Below are 14,392 nucleotides of genomic sequence, written 5' to 3' on the forward strand. Positions count from 1 at the left end.
GCTCGCTCCCACGGATTTTGGGCAGGCCTTGATACTGAGCACGACACACATTACGTAGGAGTGAGCGCAGCTCGCGAAAGGGTCGGTGAAATCGCTCATTTGGGGTGACTGTACCTTCGCATTCGCGAGCTGGCGCTCGCTCCCACGGATTTTGGGCAGGCCTTTATACTGAGCACGACACACATTGCGTAGCGAGCCTCGCGAATGCTGGCTATCAGTCACGGCCTCTTCGCGAGCTTCTGCGGGTGTTAGGCTTATTGCTCTGATTCATTGACAACGAGAGGCTCATGGCCCGGCTCAAGCGCCATAAATTCCTGCCGTTTCTCACCTGGCTGCCACAGCAGACCCGCCAGAGCGTCGGCCGCGATGCGCTGGTGGGGTTGAGCGGGGCGATTCTGGCGCTGCCGCAGTCGATTGCGTATGCGCTGATCGCCGGCCTGCCACCGGAATACGGCCTGTACGCGGCCATCGTGCCGGTGCTGATCGCCTGCCTGTGGGGCTCATCGTGGCACCTTATCTGCGGGCCGACCGCGGCGATTTCCGTGGTCTTGTACGCCAGCGTCAGCCCGCTCGCGGTGCCGGCGAGTCAGGACTACATCACCCTGATCCTGCTGCTGACGTTCATTGCCGGCGCCTTCCAGTTACTGCTCGGCCTGATGCGCTTCGGTGCGCTGGTCAACTTTGTCTCGCACTCGGTGGTGGTCGGCTTCACCCTCGGCGCGGCGGTGGTCATCGCGCTGGGGCAATTGCCGAACCTGATGGGCCTTAGTCTGCCCAGCCAGAGCACCGCACTCAGCAGTTTCCAGGCCCTTGTCGCGCACCGCGATCAACTCGACCCGGCGTCATTGACCCTCGGCCTGCTGACGCTGGCGCTGGGCATCGTCCTCAAGACGCTAGTGCCCAAATGGCCAACGCTGTTGATCACCTTGCTCGGCAGCAGCCTGCTGGTCTGGCTGTGGCCAGCGATGTTCGGTCATGTGCAACTGGTCAAAGCCTTTGCCGGGCACTTGCCGCCGTTCAGCCCGGTGCCGCTGGATGCCGAGCTGATCATTCGCCTGCTGCCCACCGCCGTGGCCGTGGGCATGCTCGGGCTGGTCAACAGCCTGTCGATTGCCCGCTCGCTGGCCACACGTTCGCAACAGATGCTCAACGCCAATCAGGAAGTCCGCGCCCAGGGCCTGTCGAACATGGCCGGCGCGCTGTTCTCCGGCTACTTTTCGGCCGGCTCTTTTACCCGTGCGGCGCTGAGCTATGAGGCCGGCGCACGCTCGCCGCTGGCCGGGGTGTTCTCGGCGCTGTGGGTAACACTGTTCGCGGTCGCAGGCGCCTCATTGATCGCGCACATTCCGATCCCGGCCATGGCCGCCTCGATCCTGCTGATCTGCTGGGGGCTGGTCGACCGGCGCGGCATTGCCGCGTTGTTCCGGGTCAGCCGTGCGGAGTTTTTCGTCATGCTGCTGACCTGCGCCGCCACGCTGGTGCTGGAGTTGCAGGCGGCGATTTATGCCGGCGTGCTGGCCTCGCTGTTCTTCTACCTCAAGCGCACCTCGCAGCCGCGTGTGCAGCAGTGGCGCGAGGGCGACGAAGAAATCCTCCGCGTCGGCGGTTCGATCTTCTTTGGCGCCAGCCACTACCTGCAAACCCGCCTGCAACGCAGCGAGGGCCAGCAGGTGGTGATCGAGGCGCAGCACATCAACTTCATCGACTATTCAGGCGTCGAGATGCTGCACCAGGAAGCCCGCCGGCTAGGCAAGCAGAACCGCAGCCTGACCTTGCGCAACGCCAGGCCACAGGTGATCGAAGAGCTGCACAAGCTTGAAGGCGCCGAACACTGCCCGATCAGGTTTGAGGGCGCGTTATAGCGCAAGCTCCAGCGCCAGCAGCGAATCCAGCGTTTGCGCCTGGCGGATCAGGTGATGCTCGCGGCCGTCGACCAGCACTTCGGCCGCGTGGGTGCGGCTGTTGTAGTTGGACGACATCGAGGCGCCATACGCACCGGTGTCATGAAATACCAGGTAATCGCCAACCTCGGCCTGGGGCAGCAGGCGCGGCTCGACGATACCGCCCTCGGTCTGGGTAAACACATCGCCCGACTCACACAACGGCCCGGCCACCACCGTGGCGTGCAGCGGCCGGGCGAGGCGCTCCTGGCCCAGCAGTGAAATGCCGTGATAACTGCCGTACAGCGCCGGCCGCATCAGGTCGTTGAAACCGGCATCGACCAGGGTGAAATGGTTGTTGCCCATGGCTTTGGTGGCCCGCACTTCGGCCATCAGCACGCCGGCTTCGGCGACCAGAAAACGTCCCGGCTCGATTTCCAGGCGCACCGGATGCCCCACATGGCCTTCGATCTGCTTTCTGGCGGCGTCCCACTGCGCAAAGTAATGCGACGTGTCGATGGGCGCTTCGCCGTCGCGGTACGGCACCGACAGACCGCCGCCCGCCGAGATCGCCTCGATGTCGTGATCCAGCCCGGCCACCAGCTCGACCATGGTGCTGCACACGGTCTGCAAATGTGGGTAATCCACGCCCGAGCCAATGTGCATGTGCAGCCCGACCAGGTGCAGGCCGTACTCGCGGACCAGCGCCACGGCCTCGCGCAATTGGGTGTGCCAGATGCCGTGCTTGCTGTTTTCGCCACCGGTATTGGTCTTGCGGCTATGCCCGTGACCGAACCCCGGATTGACCCGCAACCACACCCGATGCCCCGGCGAAGCCGCACCCAGCTGGCGCAGCATGTCCAGCGAGCCTGCGTTGACCTCGACCTGCGCCTGGACCACCCGCCGCAAAGTGGCGCGATCGAGTACATCGGCGGTCAGCACGATCTCGGCAGCACCGGTTGTAGGGCCGGCCTGAAAACCGGCCTTCAAGGCGCGTTCGATCTCACCCAGCGACACGGCATCGACCACGACGCCGGCCTGTTTCATCAGGCGCAGGATATGAATGTTCGAGCAGGCTTTCTGGGCAAAACGCACGGTATCGAACGCGGCCAGTTGGGCAATGCGCGCATGGATCGGCTGGCTGTCGTAAACCCACAGCGGGGTGCCGTAGTGCTGCGCGAGCGAGCGCAGAAAATCATCATCGGTAAAGGTCATTGCAAGCCTCGAATCAACACACAGTCGCGAAAGATCGACAGCTTGAACACAGGCGAAGCCTGCATAAAATACCCATTTTTGGCACAGCCATTCATTTACGATATGGCTTTTGCCGGATGAGCCCGCCATGTCGATCACGTTGCGCCATATCGAAGTGTTTCGCGCGGTCATGACCGCTGGCAGCGTGACCGGCGCGGCGGCCATGCTGCACACCTCGCAGCCCACGGTCAGTCGGGAGCTGGCGCGCCTGGAGCAACTGACCCGCCTGGTGCTGTTCGAACGGGTGCGCGGGCGCTTGCGGGCCACGGTGCAGGCGTTGGCGCTGTTCGAGGAAGTGCAGCGCTCCTACTTTGGCCTGGAGCGCATCCTCGATACCGCCGCCTCGCTGCGCGAGTTCGAGCACGGGCAATTGTCCATCGCCTGCCTGCCGGTGTTTTCGCAATCGTTACTGCCCAAGGTGTGCCAGCGCTTTCTGGCCCGCGTTCCCAATGCCAGCCTGAGCATTACCCCGCAGGAATCACCGCTGCTGGAGGAGTGGTTGTCGGCGCAGCGCTACGATCTGGGCCTGACCGAAGCCAGCCACGCGCCGCCGGGCACCGAGCGCTCGACCTTGATGGCGGTGGATGAGGTCTGTGTGTTGCCGGCAGGGCATGCGCTGTCGAGCAAGCCGGTACTGACGCCCGAAGATTTTGCCGGGCAGCCGTTCATCAGCCTGTCGAGCCAGGACACCTATCGCCAGCAGATCGATGAAGTGTTCCGCCAGGCCAGCATCGAACGACGCCTGGTGCTCGACACCCACAGCGCCGCCTCGGTGTGCGCCATGGTTCGCGAGGGCATCGGGCTGGCCATCGTCAACCCGCTGACGGCGCTGGATTTTGCTGATCAGGGGCTGGTGATACGGCCGTTCAGCGTGTCGATTGCCTTCACCATCAGCCTGATCAAGCCCCTGCACCGCCCGACGTCACCGCTGGTGGCGTTGTTTGAAGAAACGTTGCACGGGCAGGCGCAGGAGGTGATGGCGCGATTGGCGTGTGGTCCGCAGCGGTGTGATCAGCGCTCAGGCTAATTGCCGGCGCATCTCGGCCAGCACCGGGGCTGAGTCGGGGCGCACGCCGCGCCAAAGCAGGAAGGCTTCGGCGGCTTGTTCGACCAGCATGCCCAGGCCATCCACCGCCTGCACAGCACCGTGTTCGATGGCCCAGCGATTGAAGGCGGTGAGTTCCTTGCCGTACATCATGTCGTAGCAGAAGGTTTTACCCGGTGCGATCAGGCTCGGCGCAATCGGCGGCAGTTCGCCGGACAGGCTGGCCGAGGTGGCGTTGATGATCACGTCGACCGCTTCTTCGAGCCAGTCGAAACCGCTGGCCGACACCGGGCCCAGGTCGGCGAACTCACGCGCCAGCAACTCGGCTTTTTCCACCGTGCGGTTGGCGATCACCAGCACCTCGGGCTGCTCGGCCAGCAAAGGTTCGAGCACGCCGCGCACCGCGCCGCCGGCGCCCAGCAGCAGGATGCGTTTGCCGCGCAGGCTCAGGCCGCAATTGACCGTCAGGTCACGCACCAGGCCGGCGCCATCGGTGTTGTCGCCCAGCAAGGTGCCGTCTTCCAGCCTGGCCAGGGTGTTCACCGCGCCGGCGCGACGGCCGCGTTCGGTGAGGCTGTCGGCCAGGGTAAAGGCCTGTTCCTTGAACGGCACGGTGACGTTGGCGCCACGGCCCTCCTGAAAGAACGCCTGCGCGAAGGCCGGAAAATCATCCAGCGGTGCCAAAGCGGTCTGGTAGTCCAGTTGCTGCCCGGTCTGCCCGGCGAACAAGCGATGAATCAGCGGCGACTTGCTGTGGCCGATGGGGTTACCGAAGACGACGTAAGAGTCCATACACAATCCTGTTGCTCAGGGATGAACCGCGAGGCCGAGCCAGTCGCGGTCTTGCAGGAAATACTCGGTCAGGCGCGCTTCTTCGCTGCCCGGCGTGGCTTTCCAGTCATAACCCCAGCGCACCTGCGGCGGCAGCGACATGAGGATCGATTCGGTGCGTCCGCCCGATTGCAGGCCGAACAGCGTGCCACGGTCGTAGACCAGGTTGAATTCGACATAGCGCCCGCGGCGAAACTCCTGGAATTCGCGCTGCTGCACGCTGTAGGCGGCAGCCTTGCGGCGGCGCACGATCGGCAGGTAAGCCTCCAGGTAGGCATCGCCGATGGCGCGCATGAAGGCAAAGCTGGTGTCGAAGTCCCACTGGTTCAGGTCATCGAAGAACAGGCCGCCGATGCCGCGCGGTTCGTTGCGGTGCTTGATGTGGAAATAGCTGTCGCACCAGGCCTTGTAGCGCGGGTAAACCTCGGCGCCAAACGGGGCGCAGGCGCGCTCGGCGACCTGGTGCCAGTGAATGCAGTCTTCTTCGACGCCATAGAAGGGCGTCAGGTCGAAGCCGCCGCCAAACCACCAGACCGGTTCTTCGCCGTCTTTTTCAGCGATGAAAAAGCGTACGTTGGCGTGCGAAGTGGGCACATACGGGTTGTGCGGGTGGATCACCAGCGACACGCCCAGCGCCTGAAAGCCGCGCCCGGCCAGCTCTGGCCGGTGGGCACTGGCTGACGGTGGCAGGCTGGTGCCGAACACATGAGAGAAGTTGACCCCGCCTTTTTCGATCACCTTGCCGTTTTCGACCACGCGCGTGCGGCCACCGCCACCGGCGGGGCGCGTCCAGGCGTCTTCGACGAAGTGCGCGCCGCCGTCTTCGTGCTCAAGGGCTGCGCAGATACGGTCCTGCAGGTCGAGCAGGTAGGCTTTGACGGCTTCGGTACGGCTATTCATGACACTCCTCGAAACACTCCCGGTACGACCTGAGCCCCTGAAAATACAAGGGCCACAGGCAAAGTGCCGGCTAGCATACCATCGCCATGGGCGCCTTCGCAGTTGACGCGCGTCATGCGAACCGGTCCCATAGGGCAATTGCGCATCGCAACAATCATGGAGAGAGTCAATGGCTAAGCGTATCCAGTTCAGCACCATCGGCGGTCCCGAGGTCCTTGAATACCTTGATTACCAACCCGCCGAGCCTGGCCCGCAGGAAGTGCGTGTGCACAACCGGGCCATTGGCCTGAACTTCATCGAAACCTACTACCGCAGCGGCCTGTACCCGGCGCCACTGCCCAGCGGCCTGGGTAACGAAGGCGCTGGCGTGGTCGAGTCGGTCGGCAGTGAGGTGACGCGCTTCCAGGTTGGCGACCGGGTGGCCTACGGCACAGGCCCATTGGGCTCTTACAGTGATTATCACGTGCTGCCCGAGGCCAACCTGATCAAGCTGCCTGACGCGATCAGCTTCGAGCAGGCTGCCGCCGTGACGCTCAAGGGCCTGACGGTGCAGTACCTGCTGCGCCAGACCTACGCCATCAAGCCCAATGAAACCTTTCTGTTTCACGCCGCCGCCGGTGGCGTGGGCTCGATTGCCTGCCAGTGGGCCAAGGCCCTGGGCGCACGCCTGATCGGCACGGTCAGCTCGCCGGAGAAGGCGGCGCATGCCAAGGCGCTGGGGGCTTGGGAAACCATCGACTACAGCCATGAAGACGTGGCCAGGCGGGTGCTGGAACTGACCGACGGTAAAAAGTGCCCGGTGGTCTACGACGGCGTGGGCAAGGACACCTGGCTGGCCTCGCTGGACTGCGTGTCGCCACGCGGCCTGCTGGTCAGCTTCGGCAATGCCTCGGGCGCGGTGACTGGCGTGCATCTGGGCCTGCTGGCGCAGAAGGGCTCGCTGTACGTGACCCGCCCGACCCTGGGCAGCTACGCCAACACCCCACAAAACCTGCAAGCCATGGCCGACGAGCTGTTCGATATGCTCGCCAGCGGCAAGATCAAGGTCAACGATATCCAGCAGTACGCCCTGAAGGACGCCGCCCAGGCGCAGATCGACCTGGCGGCGCGCAAGACCACAGGGTCTACGATTCTGATTCCTTAATTTTATCCGGCGCGAACGACCTGCCCGGTCGCCACATCCCGAATCACACTCGGGTTGCGGCGCCCGCCCAGGCTGCCGCCCAGCACCAGATCGACCTGGCCACGGAAATACTGCTCTACGCGCAGCCGCGAACGTGCCGCCGGGCGACCGGTCGGGTTGGCCGAGGTGGACACCAGCGGGCCGGTGAGGGCGCACAATTCGCGTACTACCGGATGGTCGGTGACCCGCAGGGCCACGGTTTCGTGCTGGCCGGTAATCCACTCGGGCAGCAGGTTCTGGTGCGGCACCAGCCAGGTATTGGGGCCGGGCCAGGTGCTGGCCATGCGGTCGATCCACAGCTCGGGAAAGTCCTCGAACAGAAAGTCGAACTGGCGAATGTTGTCGGCAATCAGGATCAGGCCTTTGTCCAGAGGACGCGACTTGATCAACAACAGCCGGAACACCGCCTCTTCATCCCAGGGATCGCAACCCAGGCCCCATACCGCCTCGGTCGGATAGGCGATCACGGCACCTGCCCGTATTTCCCGTGCGGCTTGTTGCACACGCCAGCTGCTGACCATTGCCGTTTCTCCAGTGCAGATCGTGTCGATTGAATGTGTCGATTGAGTCATGCGCGGCAGTTTAACCTCAGCGCAGGCGGGCGAACCATCGTCCGGCCTCACAGTTGATGCGCCCGTCCAGCTCCAGTTCGGTCAGCTGCGCCAAAACGTGCGGCAACGGCAAGCCGCTGCTGTGCGCCAGGCCCTCACTGGTTTGCGGCGCAGCGTGCAACAGCGCCAGCAGTGGATGATCGACAACAGCGGGCAGGGCAGAGGCAACAGGCTCGGCCGCAGGGCTTGTAACCTGCCAGTGCCGCAGGCCTTCAAGAATGTGCTCGACGCTCTCAACCAGGGTCGCGCCATCGCGGATCAACTGATGGCAGCCTCGTGCGCCCGGATGATGAATCGAGCCTGGAATGGCATACACCTCGCGCCCTTGTTCCGCGGCCAGCCGGGCAGTGATCAACGAACCGCTGCGTACGCTGGCCTCTACCACCAGCACGGCCAGCGACAGGCCGCTGATGATTCGGTTACGCCGCGGAAAGTTGGCCGCCTGAGGACCTGCGTCCAGCGGAAACTCGGAAACCACCGCACCGCCTTGCTCGCTCATGCGGGCCGCCAGCGCGCGATGCTGCTGTGGATAAAAATTTTCGAGCCCCGTGCCCAGCACCCCGATCGTGGCCCCGCCGACGTCTAGCGCGGCCTCATGCGCGGCACCATCGATGCCCAGCGCCAGGCCACTGGTAATCACAAAACCACTGCTCGCCAGACTGCGTGAAAACGCCCTGGCAGTGTCCAGCCCGGGCCTGGACGCCCGCCGGCTACCGACCATCGCCAACTGCGGCCGGTCAAGCAGCTCAGGGTTACCGGCGATGAATAACAAGGGCGGTGGATCAGGGATCTGTGCCAGCAACGACGGGTAGCCAGGGTCGTCCCACATCAGTAAACGCTGGCCCGGACGCTCTAGCCAGGCCAATGCAGCGCGGGCGCCCGCGCATACTTCAGGGCTGCGGCGCGCCTCGACGCACGCAGCCGGTATGCGCAATGAACGCCATGCGCTGGCCGGCGCATCAAGCGCTGCCGAGGCCGAACCGAAGGCTTCGATAAGCCGGGAGAAACGCGCAGGGCCAATTTCGACAAGGCGGTGCAAACGCAACCGCGCTTCCAGTTCGGCAGGCGCAACGGGGTGTTTTTCAAGCAATGGCATACGATCGTCCCTGATCTGTGATGCGTTTCCGATAACAGGAAAACCTGTGGATAACTCTGTTGACAACAATTTGATAAGTGAGGGTTTCGCGGCCGTGACAGCCCAGTCTTGACGCCCTGTCAGGGGTTGCGAACCTTGTCCATAATGGCCAACGATCGGGTCGCGTGCAGGACCAAGGCGTAACTGAGCTTGTCGTAGGTGCGAAACACCATCAGCAACCCTGAGCGCTCGTCCGGGATCTTCACCTGCTCGCCGGTCACCCGGTCGCGCACATGTTCACCGGTCTTGTAGATGGCCAGCACATTGCCTTCTTGCAGGCCGTCGCGGCGGCCACGGTCCAGGGTCACCACGTCGTATTCACCGATCTGGGTCACGCCACGGGGCACATCGATGATCAGGCCGTCGATGTTCGATGTCGGCGGCGTCGGCATGAACGTCGAGTTGACCGCGCGTTCTTCACTGGCGAACAGACGGTCGCCCAGGCGCACTTCCTGGGTGGAGCGTTGCAACATCAAGGTAGACACATCGCCTTCGGTGGCAACGACCTCACCGCTGCCGATGTCGTCGGCGTTGATGCCCAATACTTCCTTGGTCTCGGGGTCGGTGTAGGTCTTACCCTGGCGGAAGATGCCATACACGGTATGCGCAGGGTCCAGATTGCCGCGCGCATACAAGCGGTCGCCGCGGCCACTGAGCACCCGCTCGGCGTTGCCGGCCACGATGTACGGCGCGCTCAGAAACTGCTCGGTGCTGTCGACGATACGGTTGCTGATCAAAAAGGAATTGATCGCCCCCAACGGAATGCTCGGAATGGCCTCCACCGTCGGCGTGCTGCGGATACGCGGCGACAGCTTGACGGTGCCGCGCGATTCGCCACGGTTGAGCACCACATGCGGCTGGCCGTCTATATAGGTCAGCAGCAGGGTGTCGCCGGGGTAGATCAGGTCAGGGTCATGGATCGACGGATTGGCACGCCAGAGTTCCTTCCAACGCCAGGGCTCGCGCAGAAACTTTCCTGAAATGTCCCAAAGCGTGTCACCCGCAACCACCGTGTAACGTTGCGGATGGCCTTCCCTGAGCTGCACTTGCGCCTGCGCAAGACCACCGGCAGTCAACAGCAGCAGGGCGAGTAGTGTTTTCCTCATGCAGTGAATCCCTTTATCATGTGGCATCGCGTCAACAATAGAAGACGGCTATCGCAGCATTGCGCTACGAAGCGTCCGACAGCGTGGTATTCAAGGGGCTGTACGCCTTGCCTCGGGCAAATCGGCAGCCGTTCCTGACTTTACCCTAACCGTGCAGCATTTTACGTATATGGCCATTCTGAACATTCTCGAATTTCCCGATGCGCGTCTGCGCACCATCGCCAAGCCGGTGACGGTCGTCGACGACGCCATTCGTCAGCTGGTCGACGACATGTTTGAAACCATGTACGAAGCCCCTGGCATCGGCCTGGCCGCCACCCAGGTCAACGTGCACAAGCGCGTGGTGGTCATGGACCTGAGCGAAGACCGCAGCGAGCCCATGGTTTTCATCAACCCCGAGCTTGAAACCCTGACCCAGGACATGGGCCAGTATCAGGAAGGCTGCCTGTCGGTGCCCGGCTTCTACGAGAACGTCGACCGCCCGTTGCAGGTCCGGGTCAAGGCGCTGGACCGTGAAGGCCAGCCCTACGAGATGATTGCCGAAGGCCTGCTGGCGGTGTGCATCCAGCACGAGTGCGACCACCTCAATGGCAAGCTGTTCGTCGATTACCTGTCTACCCTCAAGCGTGACCGGATCAAGAAGAAGCTGGAAAAGCTGCACAGACAGAACGCCTGATCCGCCATCACTCCCAAAAGGCCTGTCACAGGCCTTTTGCTTTTTTATTGAACGAGAAGTCCATGACTGAGCCACTGCGCATCGTTTTCGCCGGCACTCCGGAATTTGCCGCCGAGCACCTTTCGGCCCTGCTCGACAGCCCGCACACGATCGTGGCGGTCTACACCCAGCCCGACCGCCCGGCCGGTCGCGGGCAGAAGCTGATGCCCAGCCCGGTCAAGCAACTGGCCTTGCAGCACGACATCCCCGTGCTGCAACCGCCCACCCTGCGCGATGCCGATGCCCAGGCAGAACTGGCCGCTCTCAAGCCCGACCTGATGGTGGTGGTCGCCTATGGCCTGATCCTGCCGCAAGTGGTGCTGGATATCCCGCGCCTGGGCTGCATCAACAGCCATGCCTCCTTGCTGCCACGCTGGCGCGGTGCGGCGCCGATCCAGCGCGCCGTGCAAGCCGGTGATGCCGAGAGCGGCGTGACGGTGATGCGCATGGAAGCCGGGCTCGACACCGGTCCCATGCTGCTCAAGGCAGTGACGCCGATCAACGCCGATGACACCGGCGGCACGCTGCACGACCGCCTCGCCGAACTCGGCCCGCCAGCGGTCTTGCAAGCCATTGCCGGGCTGGCCGACGGCTCGCTGGTCGGTGAAGTCCAGGACGACAGCCTGGCCACTTACGCCCACAAGCTGAACAAGGACGAAGCGCGCCTGGACTGGAGCCGTCCGGCCGCAGAACTGGAGCGCCTGATCCGTGCCTTCAACCCATGGCCCATCTGCCACAGCACACTCAACGGCGAGGCACTCAAGGTGCTGGCCGCCAGGCTGGCAGAAGGTCAGGGCGAGCCAGGCACCATTCTGGATGCCAGCAAGGACGGCCTGCTGGTCGCCTGCGGTGAACAGGCGCTGCGCCTGACCCGCCTGCAATTGCCCGGTGGCAAGGCGCTGAGCTTTGCTGACCTGTTCAACAGCCGCCGCGAGAAATTCGCCAGCGGCACGGTGCTCGGCCAATGAACCCGCGTCTGGCCGCAGCCCGCGCCCTGGCTGCCGTACTCAGTGGCAAGGCATCGCTGAACAGCTCGTTGCCCGCGCAGCTGGACAAGGTCGAAGCGCGTGATCGCGGCCTGACCCAGGACCTGGCCTTCGGCACCGCGCGCTGGCAGCCACGCCTGTCGGCGCTAGCGGCCAAGCTGCTGCAAAAACCCTTCAAGGCCGCCGATGCCGATGTCGAAGCCTTGTTGCTGGTCGGCCTTTATCAGTTGCTCTACAGCCGCATCCCCGCGCACGCCGCCATCGGCGAAACCGTGGGCTGCGCCGACAAACTCAAGAAGCCGTGGGCCAAGGCCCTGCTCAATGCCGTGCTGCGCCGTGCCCAGCGTGAAAGCGAAGCCCTGCTGAGCGAGCTGGAACACGACCCGGTGGTGCGCACCGCCCACCCGCGCTGGCTGCAAAAAGCTCTCAAGGCCGCCTGGCCCGAGCAGTGGGAAGAGATTTGTGCCGCCAACAATGCACACCCGCCAATGATCCTGCGCATCAACCGCCGGCATAAAACCCGTGATCAATACCTCGAGCTGCTGAAAAGCGCCGGTATCGAGGCCGCCGCCAGCCCGTTCAGCCAGGACGGCATTGTCCTGGCCGAGGCCCAGGATGTGCGTGAGCTGCCCGGTTTTGCCGAAGGCTGGGTCAGCGTTCAGGACGAAGCCGCGCAACTGGCCGCCGAACTGCTCGATCTGGCGCCGGGCCAGCGGGTGCTCGACGCCTGCTGTGCGCCGGGCGGCAAGACCTGCCACATTCTGGAAATCCAGCCGGCGCTGAGCGGCGTGGTCGCCGTGGACCTTGAAGCCAAGCGTCTGGTGCGGGTGCGCGAGAACCTCGACCGCCTGGGCCTTGATGCCGAACTGATCGCTGCCGACGGGCGCAACACCGCACAGTGGTGGGACGGCAAGCCGTTCCAGCGCATCCTGCTCGATGCGCCGTGCTCGGCAACCGGCGTGATCCGCCGCCATCCCGACATCAAGCTGACCCGTCAGGCCGACGACATTGCCGCACTGGCCGGCCTGCAGGGCGAGCTGCTCGATGCGCTATGGCCGACCCTGGAAGTGGGCGGCATCCTGCTGTACGCGACCTGCTCGGCGCTGCCGACCGAGAACACCGAGGTGATCGAAGCCTTTCTGGCCCGTACTTCCGGTGCCCGCGAACTGGACATCGCCGGGCAACAGGGCCAGCCCGCCGCCGGCATCAAACAGCCGCATGGCCGCCAGTTGCTGGCCCAGGAAGGCGGGCACGACGGGTTCTATTACGCCAAACTGATCAAAATCGCCGCATCACCACAATGATGTACGGACGCAGCGCATCTTCCTTGGAGTGACAGGTTGAAAATCATCATTCTCGGCGCAGGGCAGGTCGGCGGTACGCTGGCCGAGCACCTGGCCAGTGAGGCCAACGACATTACCGTGGTCGACACCGATGGCGACCGTCTGCGTGACCTGGGCGACCGCCTGGATATCCGCACCGTGCAAGGCAAGGGCTCGTTTCCGACCGTACTGCGCCAGGCCGGCGCCGACGATGCCGACATGCTGGTGGCCGTGACCAACAGCGACGAAGCCAACATGATCGCCTGCCAGGTGGCCTACACGCTGTTTCACACCCCGACCAAGATTGCCCGGGTGCGCGAATCGGCCTACCTGACCCGCGACGAGCTGTTCGACAACGACGCCATCCCGGTCGACGTGCTGATCAGCCCCGAGCAAGTGGTCACCAACTATATCAAGCGCCTGATCGAATACCCCGGCGCCTTGCAGGTCATCGACTTCGGTGAAGGCAAGGCGCAGCTGGTCGCGATCAAGGCCTACTACGGCGGGCCGCTGGTGGGCCAGCAACTGCGCCAGCTCAAGGCGCACATGCCCAACGTCGACACTCGCGTCGCTGCGATCTTTCGCCGCGACCGGCCGATCCTGCCGCAAGGCGACACGGTGATCGAAGCCGACGACGAAGTGTTTTTCATCGCTGCCAAGGCGCACATTCGTGCGGTGATGGGCGAAATGCGCCGCCTGGACGAGAACTACAAGCGCATCGTGATCGCCGGCGGCGGCAATATCGGCGAGCGTCTGGCCGAGGCCATCGAAAGCCGCTATCAGGTCAAGATCATCGAAATGAACCCTGCGCGCTGCCGCTACCTGTCAGAAAACCTCAACAGCGCCGTGGTGCTGCAAGGCAGCTCTTCGGACCGCGACCTGCTGATGGAAGAAAACATCGGCGACACCGACCTGTTCCTGGCCCTGACCAACGACGACGAAGCCAACATCATGTCATCGCTGCTGGCCAAGCGTATGGGCGCGCGCAAGGTCATCACCCTGATCAACAACCCGGCCTATGTCGACCTGGTGCAAGGCGGCGAAATCGACATCGCGGTCAGCCCGCAACTGGCAACCATCGGCACCTTGCTGGCCCACGTACGCCGTGGCGATATCGTCAGCGTGCACTCGCTGCGCCGCGGCGCGGCAGAAGCCATCGAGCTGGTCGCGCATGGCGACGCCAAATCGAGCAAGGTCATCGGCCGTGCGATCAAGGACATCAACCTGCCCAGCGGCACCACCATCGGCGCGGTCATCCGCGACGAAGAAGTGCTGATCGCCCACGACAGCACCGTGATCGAATCGGGCGACCACGTGATCATGTTCCTGGTGGACAAGAAATACATCCGCGATGCAGAGCGGCTGTTTCAGGTGGGATTGAGCTTTTTCTAAGGCTTGCGCGGCCTTTCAGGATCGGCCAGTCG

13 protein-coding genes are annotated in these 14,392 nt (G+C 63.8%); 7 read left to right on the forward strand and 6 right to left on the reverse strand.

Annotated features, from left to right (window positions below):
• Positions 1-287: 287 nt before the first annotated feature.
• Positions 288-1,862, forward strand: a complete 1,575-nt coding sequence (locus ACYAS9_RS07905; RefSeq protein ID WP_463567761.1) for a SulP family inorganic anion transporter — start codon at positions 288-290, stop codon at positions 1,860-1,862.
• On the opposite strand, the gene lysA is transcribed toward ACYAS9_RS07905, so the two are convergent.
• Positions 1,857-3,095, reverse strand: a complete 1,239-nt coding sequence (gene lysA / locus ACYAS9_RS07910) for a diaminopimelate decarboxylase (protein ID WP_463567762.1) — start codon at positions 3,093-3,095, stop codon at positions 1,857-1,859. The two genes, ACYAS9_RS07905 and lysA, sit on opposite strands and share 6 nt — an antisense overlap.
• Positions 3,096-3,222: 127 nt before the next feature.
• Here lysA and ACYAS9_RS07915 point away from each other — a divergent pair, with 127 nt between their 5' ends.
• Entirely contained in the window at positions 3,223-4,161 is a 939-nt protein-coding gene (locus ACYAS9_RS07915) for a LysR family transcriptional regulator (protein ID WP_463567763.1), read from the forward strand.
• On the opposite strand, the gene aroE is transcribed toward ACYAS9_RS07915, so the two are convergent.
• Positions 4,153-4,971, reverse strand: a complete 819-nt coding sequence (gene aroE / locus ACYAS9_RS07920; protein WP_463567764.1) for a shikimate dehydrogenase — start codon at positions 4,969-4,971, stop codon at positions 4,153-4,155. The two genes, ACYAS9_RS07915 and aroE, sit on opposite strands and share 9 nt — an antisense overlap.
• A gap of 15 nt (positions 4,972-4,986) precedes the next feature.
• Positions 4,987-5,910: an oxygen-dependent coproporphyrinogen oxidase gene (gene hemF, locus ACYAS9_RS07925; RefSeq protein ID WP_463567765.1), complete on the reverse strand. Its 924-nt coding sequence runs from the start codon at positions 5,908-5,910 to the stop codon at positions 4,987-4,989.
• Positions 5,911-6,079: 169 nt separating this feature from the next.
• Here hemF and ACYAS9_RS07930 point away from each other — a divergent pair, with 169 nt between their 5' ends.
• On the forward strand, positions 6,080-7,054 hold the full coding sequence (locus ACYAS9_RS07930; protein WP_463567766.1) for an NADPH:quinone reductase: 975 nt from the start codon (positions 6,080-6,082) through the stop codon (positions 7,052-7,054).
• Between the two features lie 2 nt (positions 7,055-7,056).
• On the opposite strand, the gene tsaC is transcribed toward ACYAS9_RS07930, so the two are convergent.
• From tsaC to ACYAS9_RS07945, 3 genes are all read right to left on the reverse strand, one after another.
• A complete protein-coding gene (gene tsaC / locus ACYAS9_RS07935; protein ID WP_463567767.1) occupies positions 7,057-7,614 on the reverse strand; it encodes an L-threonylcarbamoyladenylate synthase type 1 TsaC in 558 nt (185 codons plus the stop codon).
• A 67-nt stretch (positions 7,615-7,681) separates the two neighbouring features.
• A complete protein-coding gene (gene dprA, locus ACYAS9_RS07940) occupies positions 7,682-8,800 on the reverse strand; it encodes a DNA-processing protein DprA (RefSeq protein ID WP_463567768.1) in 1,119 nt (372 codons plus the stop codon).
• Positions 8,801-8,919: 119 nt separating this feature from the next.
• On the reverse strand, positions 8,920-9,945 hold the full coding sequence (locus tag ACYAS9_RS07945; protein ID WP_463567769.1) for a LysM peptidoglycan-binding domain-containing protein: 1,026 nt from the start codon (positions 9,943-9,945) through the stop codon (positions 8,920-8,922).
• 169 nt (positions 9,946-10,114) lie between these two features.
• Here ACYAS9_RS07945 and def point away from each other — a divergent pair, with 169 nt between their 5' ends.
• From def to trkA, 4 genes are all read left to right on the forward strand, one after another.
• On the forward strand, positions 10,115-10,621 hold the full coding sequence (gene def, locus ACYAS9_RS07950; protein ID WP_463567770.1) for a peptide deformylase: 507 nt from the start codon (positions 10,115-10,117) through the stop codon (positions 10,619-10,621).
• Positions 10,622-10,683: 62 nt separating this feature from the next.
• Positions 10,684-11,628, forward strand: a complete 945-nt coding sequence (gene fmt, locus ACYAS9_RS07955; protein ID WP_463567771.1) for a methionyl-tRNA formyltransferase — start codon at positions 10,684-10,686, stop codon at positions 11,626-11,628.
• Positions 11,625-12,950 carry a 16S rRNA (cytosine(967)-C(5))-methyltransferase RsmB gene (gene rsmB, locus ACYAS9_RS07960; RefSeq protein WP_463567772.1) on the forward strand — a complete coding sequence of 442 codons (1,326 nt, stop codon included), beginning with the start codon at positions 11,625-11,627 and terminating at the stop codon, positions 12,948-12,950. The genes fmt and rsmB overlap by 4 nt, the downstream gene beginning before the upstream one ends.
• Positions 12,951-12,986: 36 nt before the next feature.
• On the forward strand, positions 12,987-14,360 hold the full coding sequence (gene trkA / locus ACYAS9_RS07965) for a Trk system potassium transporter TrkA (protein WP_459746001.1): 1,374 nt from the start codon (positions 12,987-12,989) through the stop codon (positions 14,358-14,360).
• Positions 14,361-14,392: the final 32 nt, after the last annotated feature.

The sequence above is a fragment of the Pseudomonas sp. HP_08 genome (assembly GCF_055284095.1).

What these genes read in the sequence shown, in the direction of transcription:
- ACYAS9_RS07905 (WP_463567761.1), top strand. Translation starts at nt 288, where the DNA reads ATGGCCCGGCTCAAGCGCCATAAATTCCTGCCGTTTCTCACCTGGCTG.
- lysA (WP_463567762.1), bottom strand. Translation starts at nt 3,095, where the DNA reads ATGACCTTTACCGATGATGATTTTCTGCGCTCGCTCGCGCAGCACTAC.
- ACYAS9_RS07915 (WP_463567763.1), top strand. Translation starts at nt 3,223, where the DNA reads ATGTCGATCACGTTGCGCCATATCGAAGTGTTTCGCGCGGTCATGACC.
- aroE (WP_463567764.1), bottom strand. Translation starts at nt 4,971, where the DNA reads ATGGACTCTTACGTCGTCTTCGGTAACCCCATCGGCCACAGCAAGTCG.
- hemF (WP_463567765.1), bottom strand. Translation starts at nt 5,910, where the DNA reads ATGAATAGCCGTACCGAAGCCGTCAAAGCCTACCTGCTCGACCTGCAG.
- ACYAS9_RS07930 (WP_463567766.1), top strand. Translation starts at nt 6,080, where the DNA reads ATGGCTAAGCGTATCCAGTTCAGCACCATCGGCGGTCCCGAGGTCCTT.
- tsaC (WP_463567767.1), bottom strand. Translation starts at nt 7,614, where the DNA reads ATGGTCAGCAGCTGGCGTGTGCAACAAGCCGCACGGGAAATACGGGCA.
- dprA (WP_463567768.1), bottom strand. Translation starts at nt 8,800, where the DNA reads ATGCCATTGCTTGAAAAACACCCCGTTGCGCCTGCCGAACTGGAAGCG.
- ACYAS9_RS07945 (WP_463567769.1), bottom strand. Translation starts at nt 9,945, where the DNA reads ATGAGGAAAACACTACTCGCCCTGCTGCTGTTGACTGCCGGTGGTCTT.
- def (WP_463567770.1), top strand. Translation starts at nt 10,115, where the DNA reads ATGGCCATTCTGAACATTCTCGAATTTCCCGATGCGCGTCTGCGCACC.
- fmt (WP_463567771.1), top strand. Translation starts at nt 10,684, where the DNA reads ATGACTGAGCCACTGCGCATCGTTTTCGCCGGCACTCCGGAATTTGCC.
- rsmB (WP_463567772.1), top strand. Translation starts at nt 11,625, where the DNA reads ATGAACCCGCGTCTGGCCGCAGCCCGCGCCCTGGCTGCCGTACTCAGT.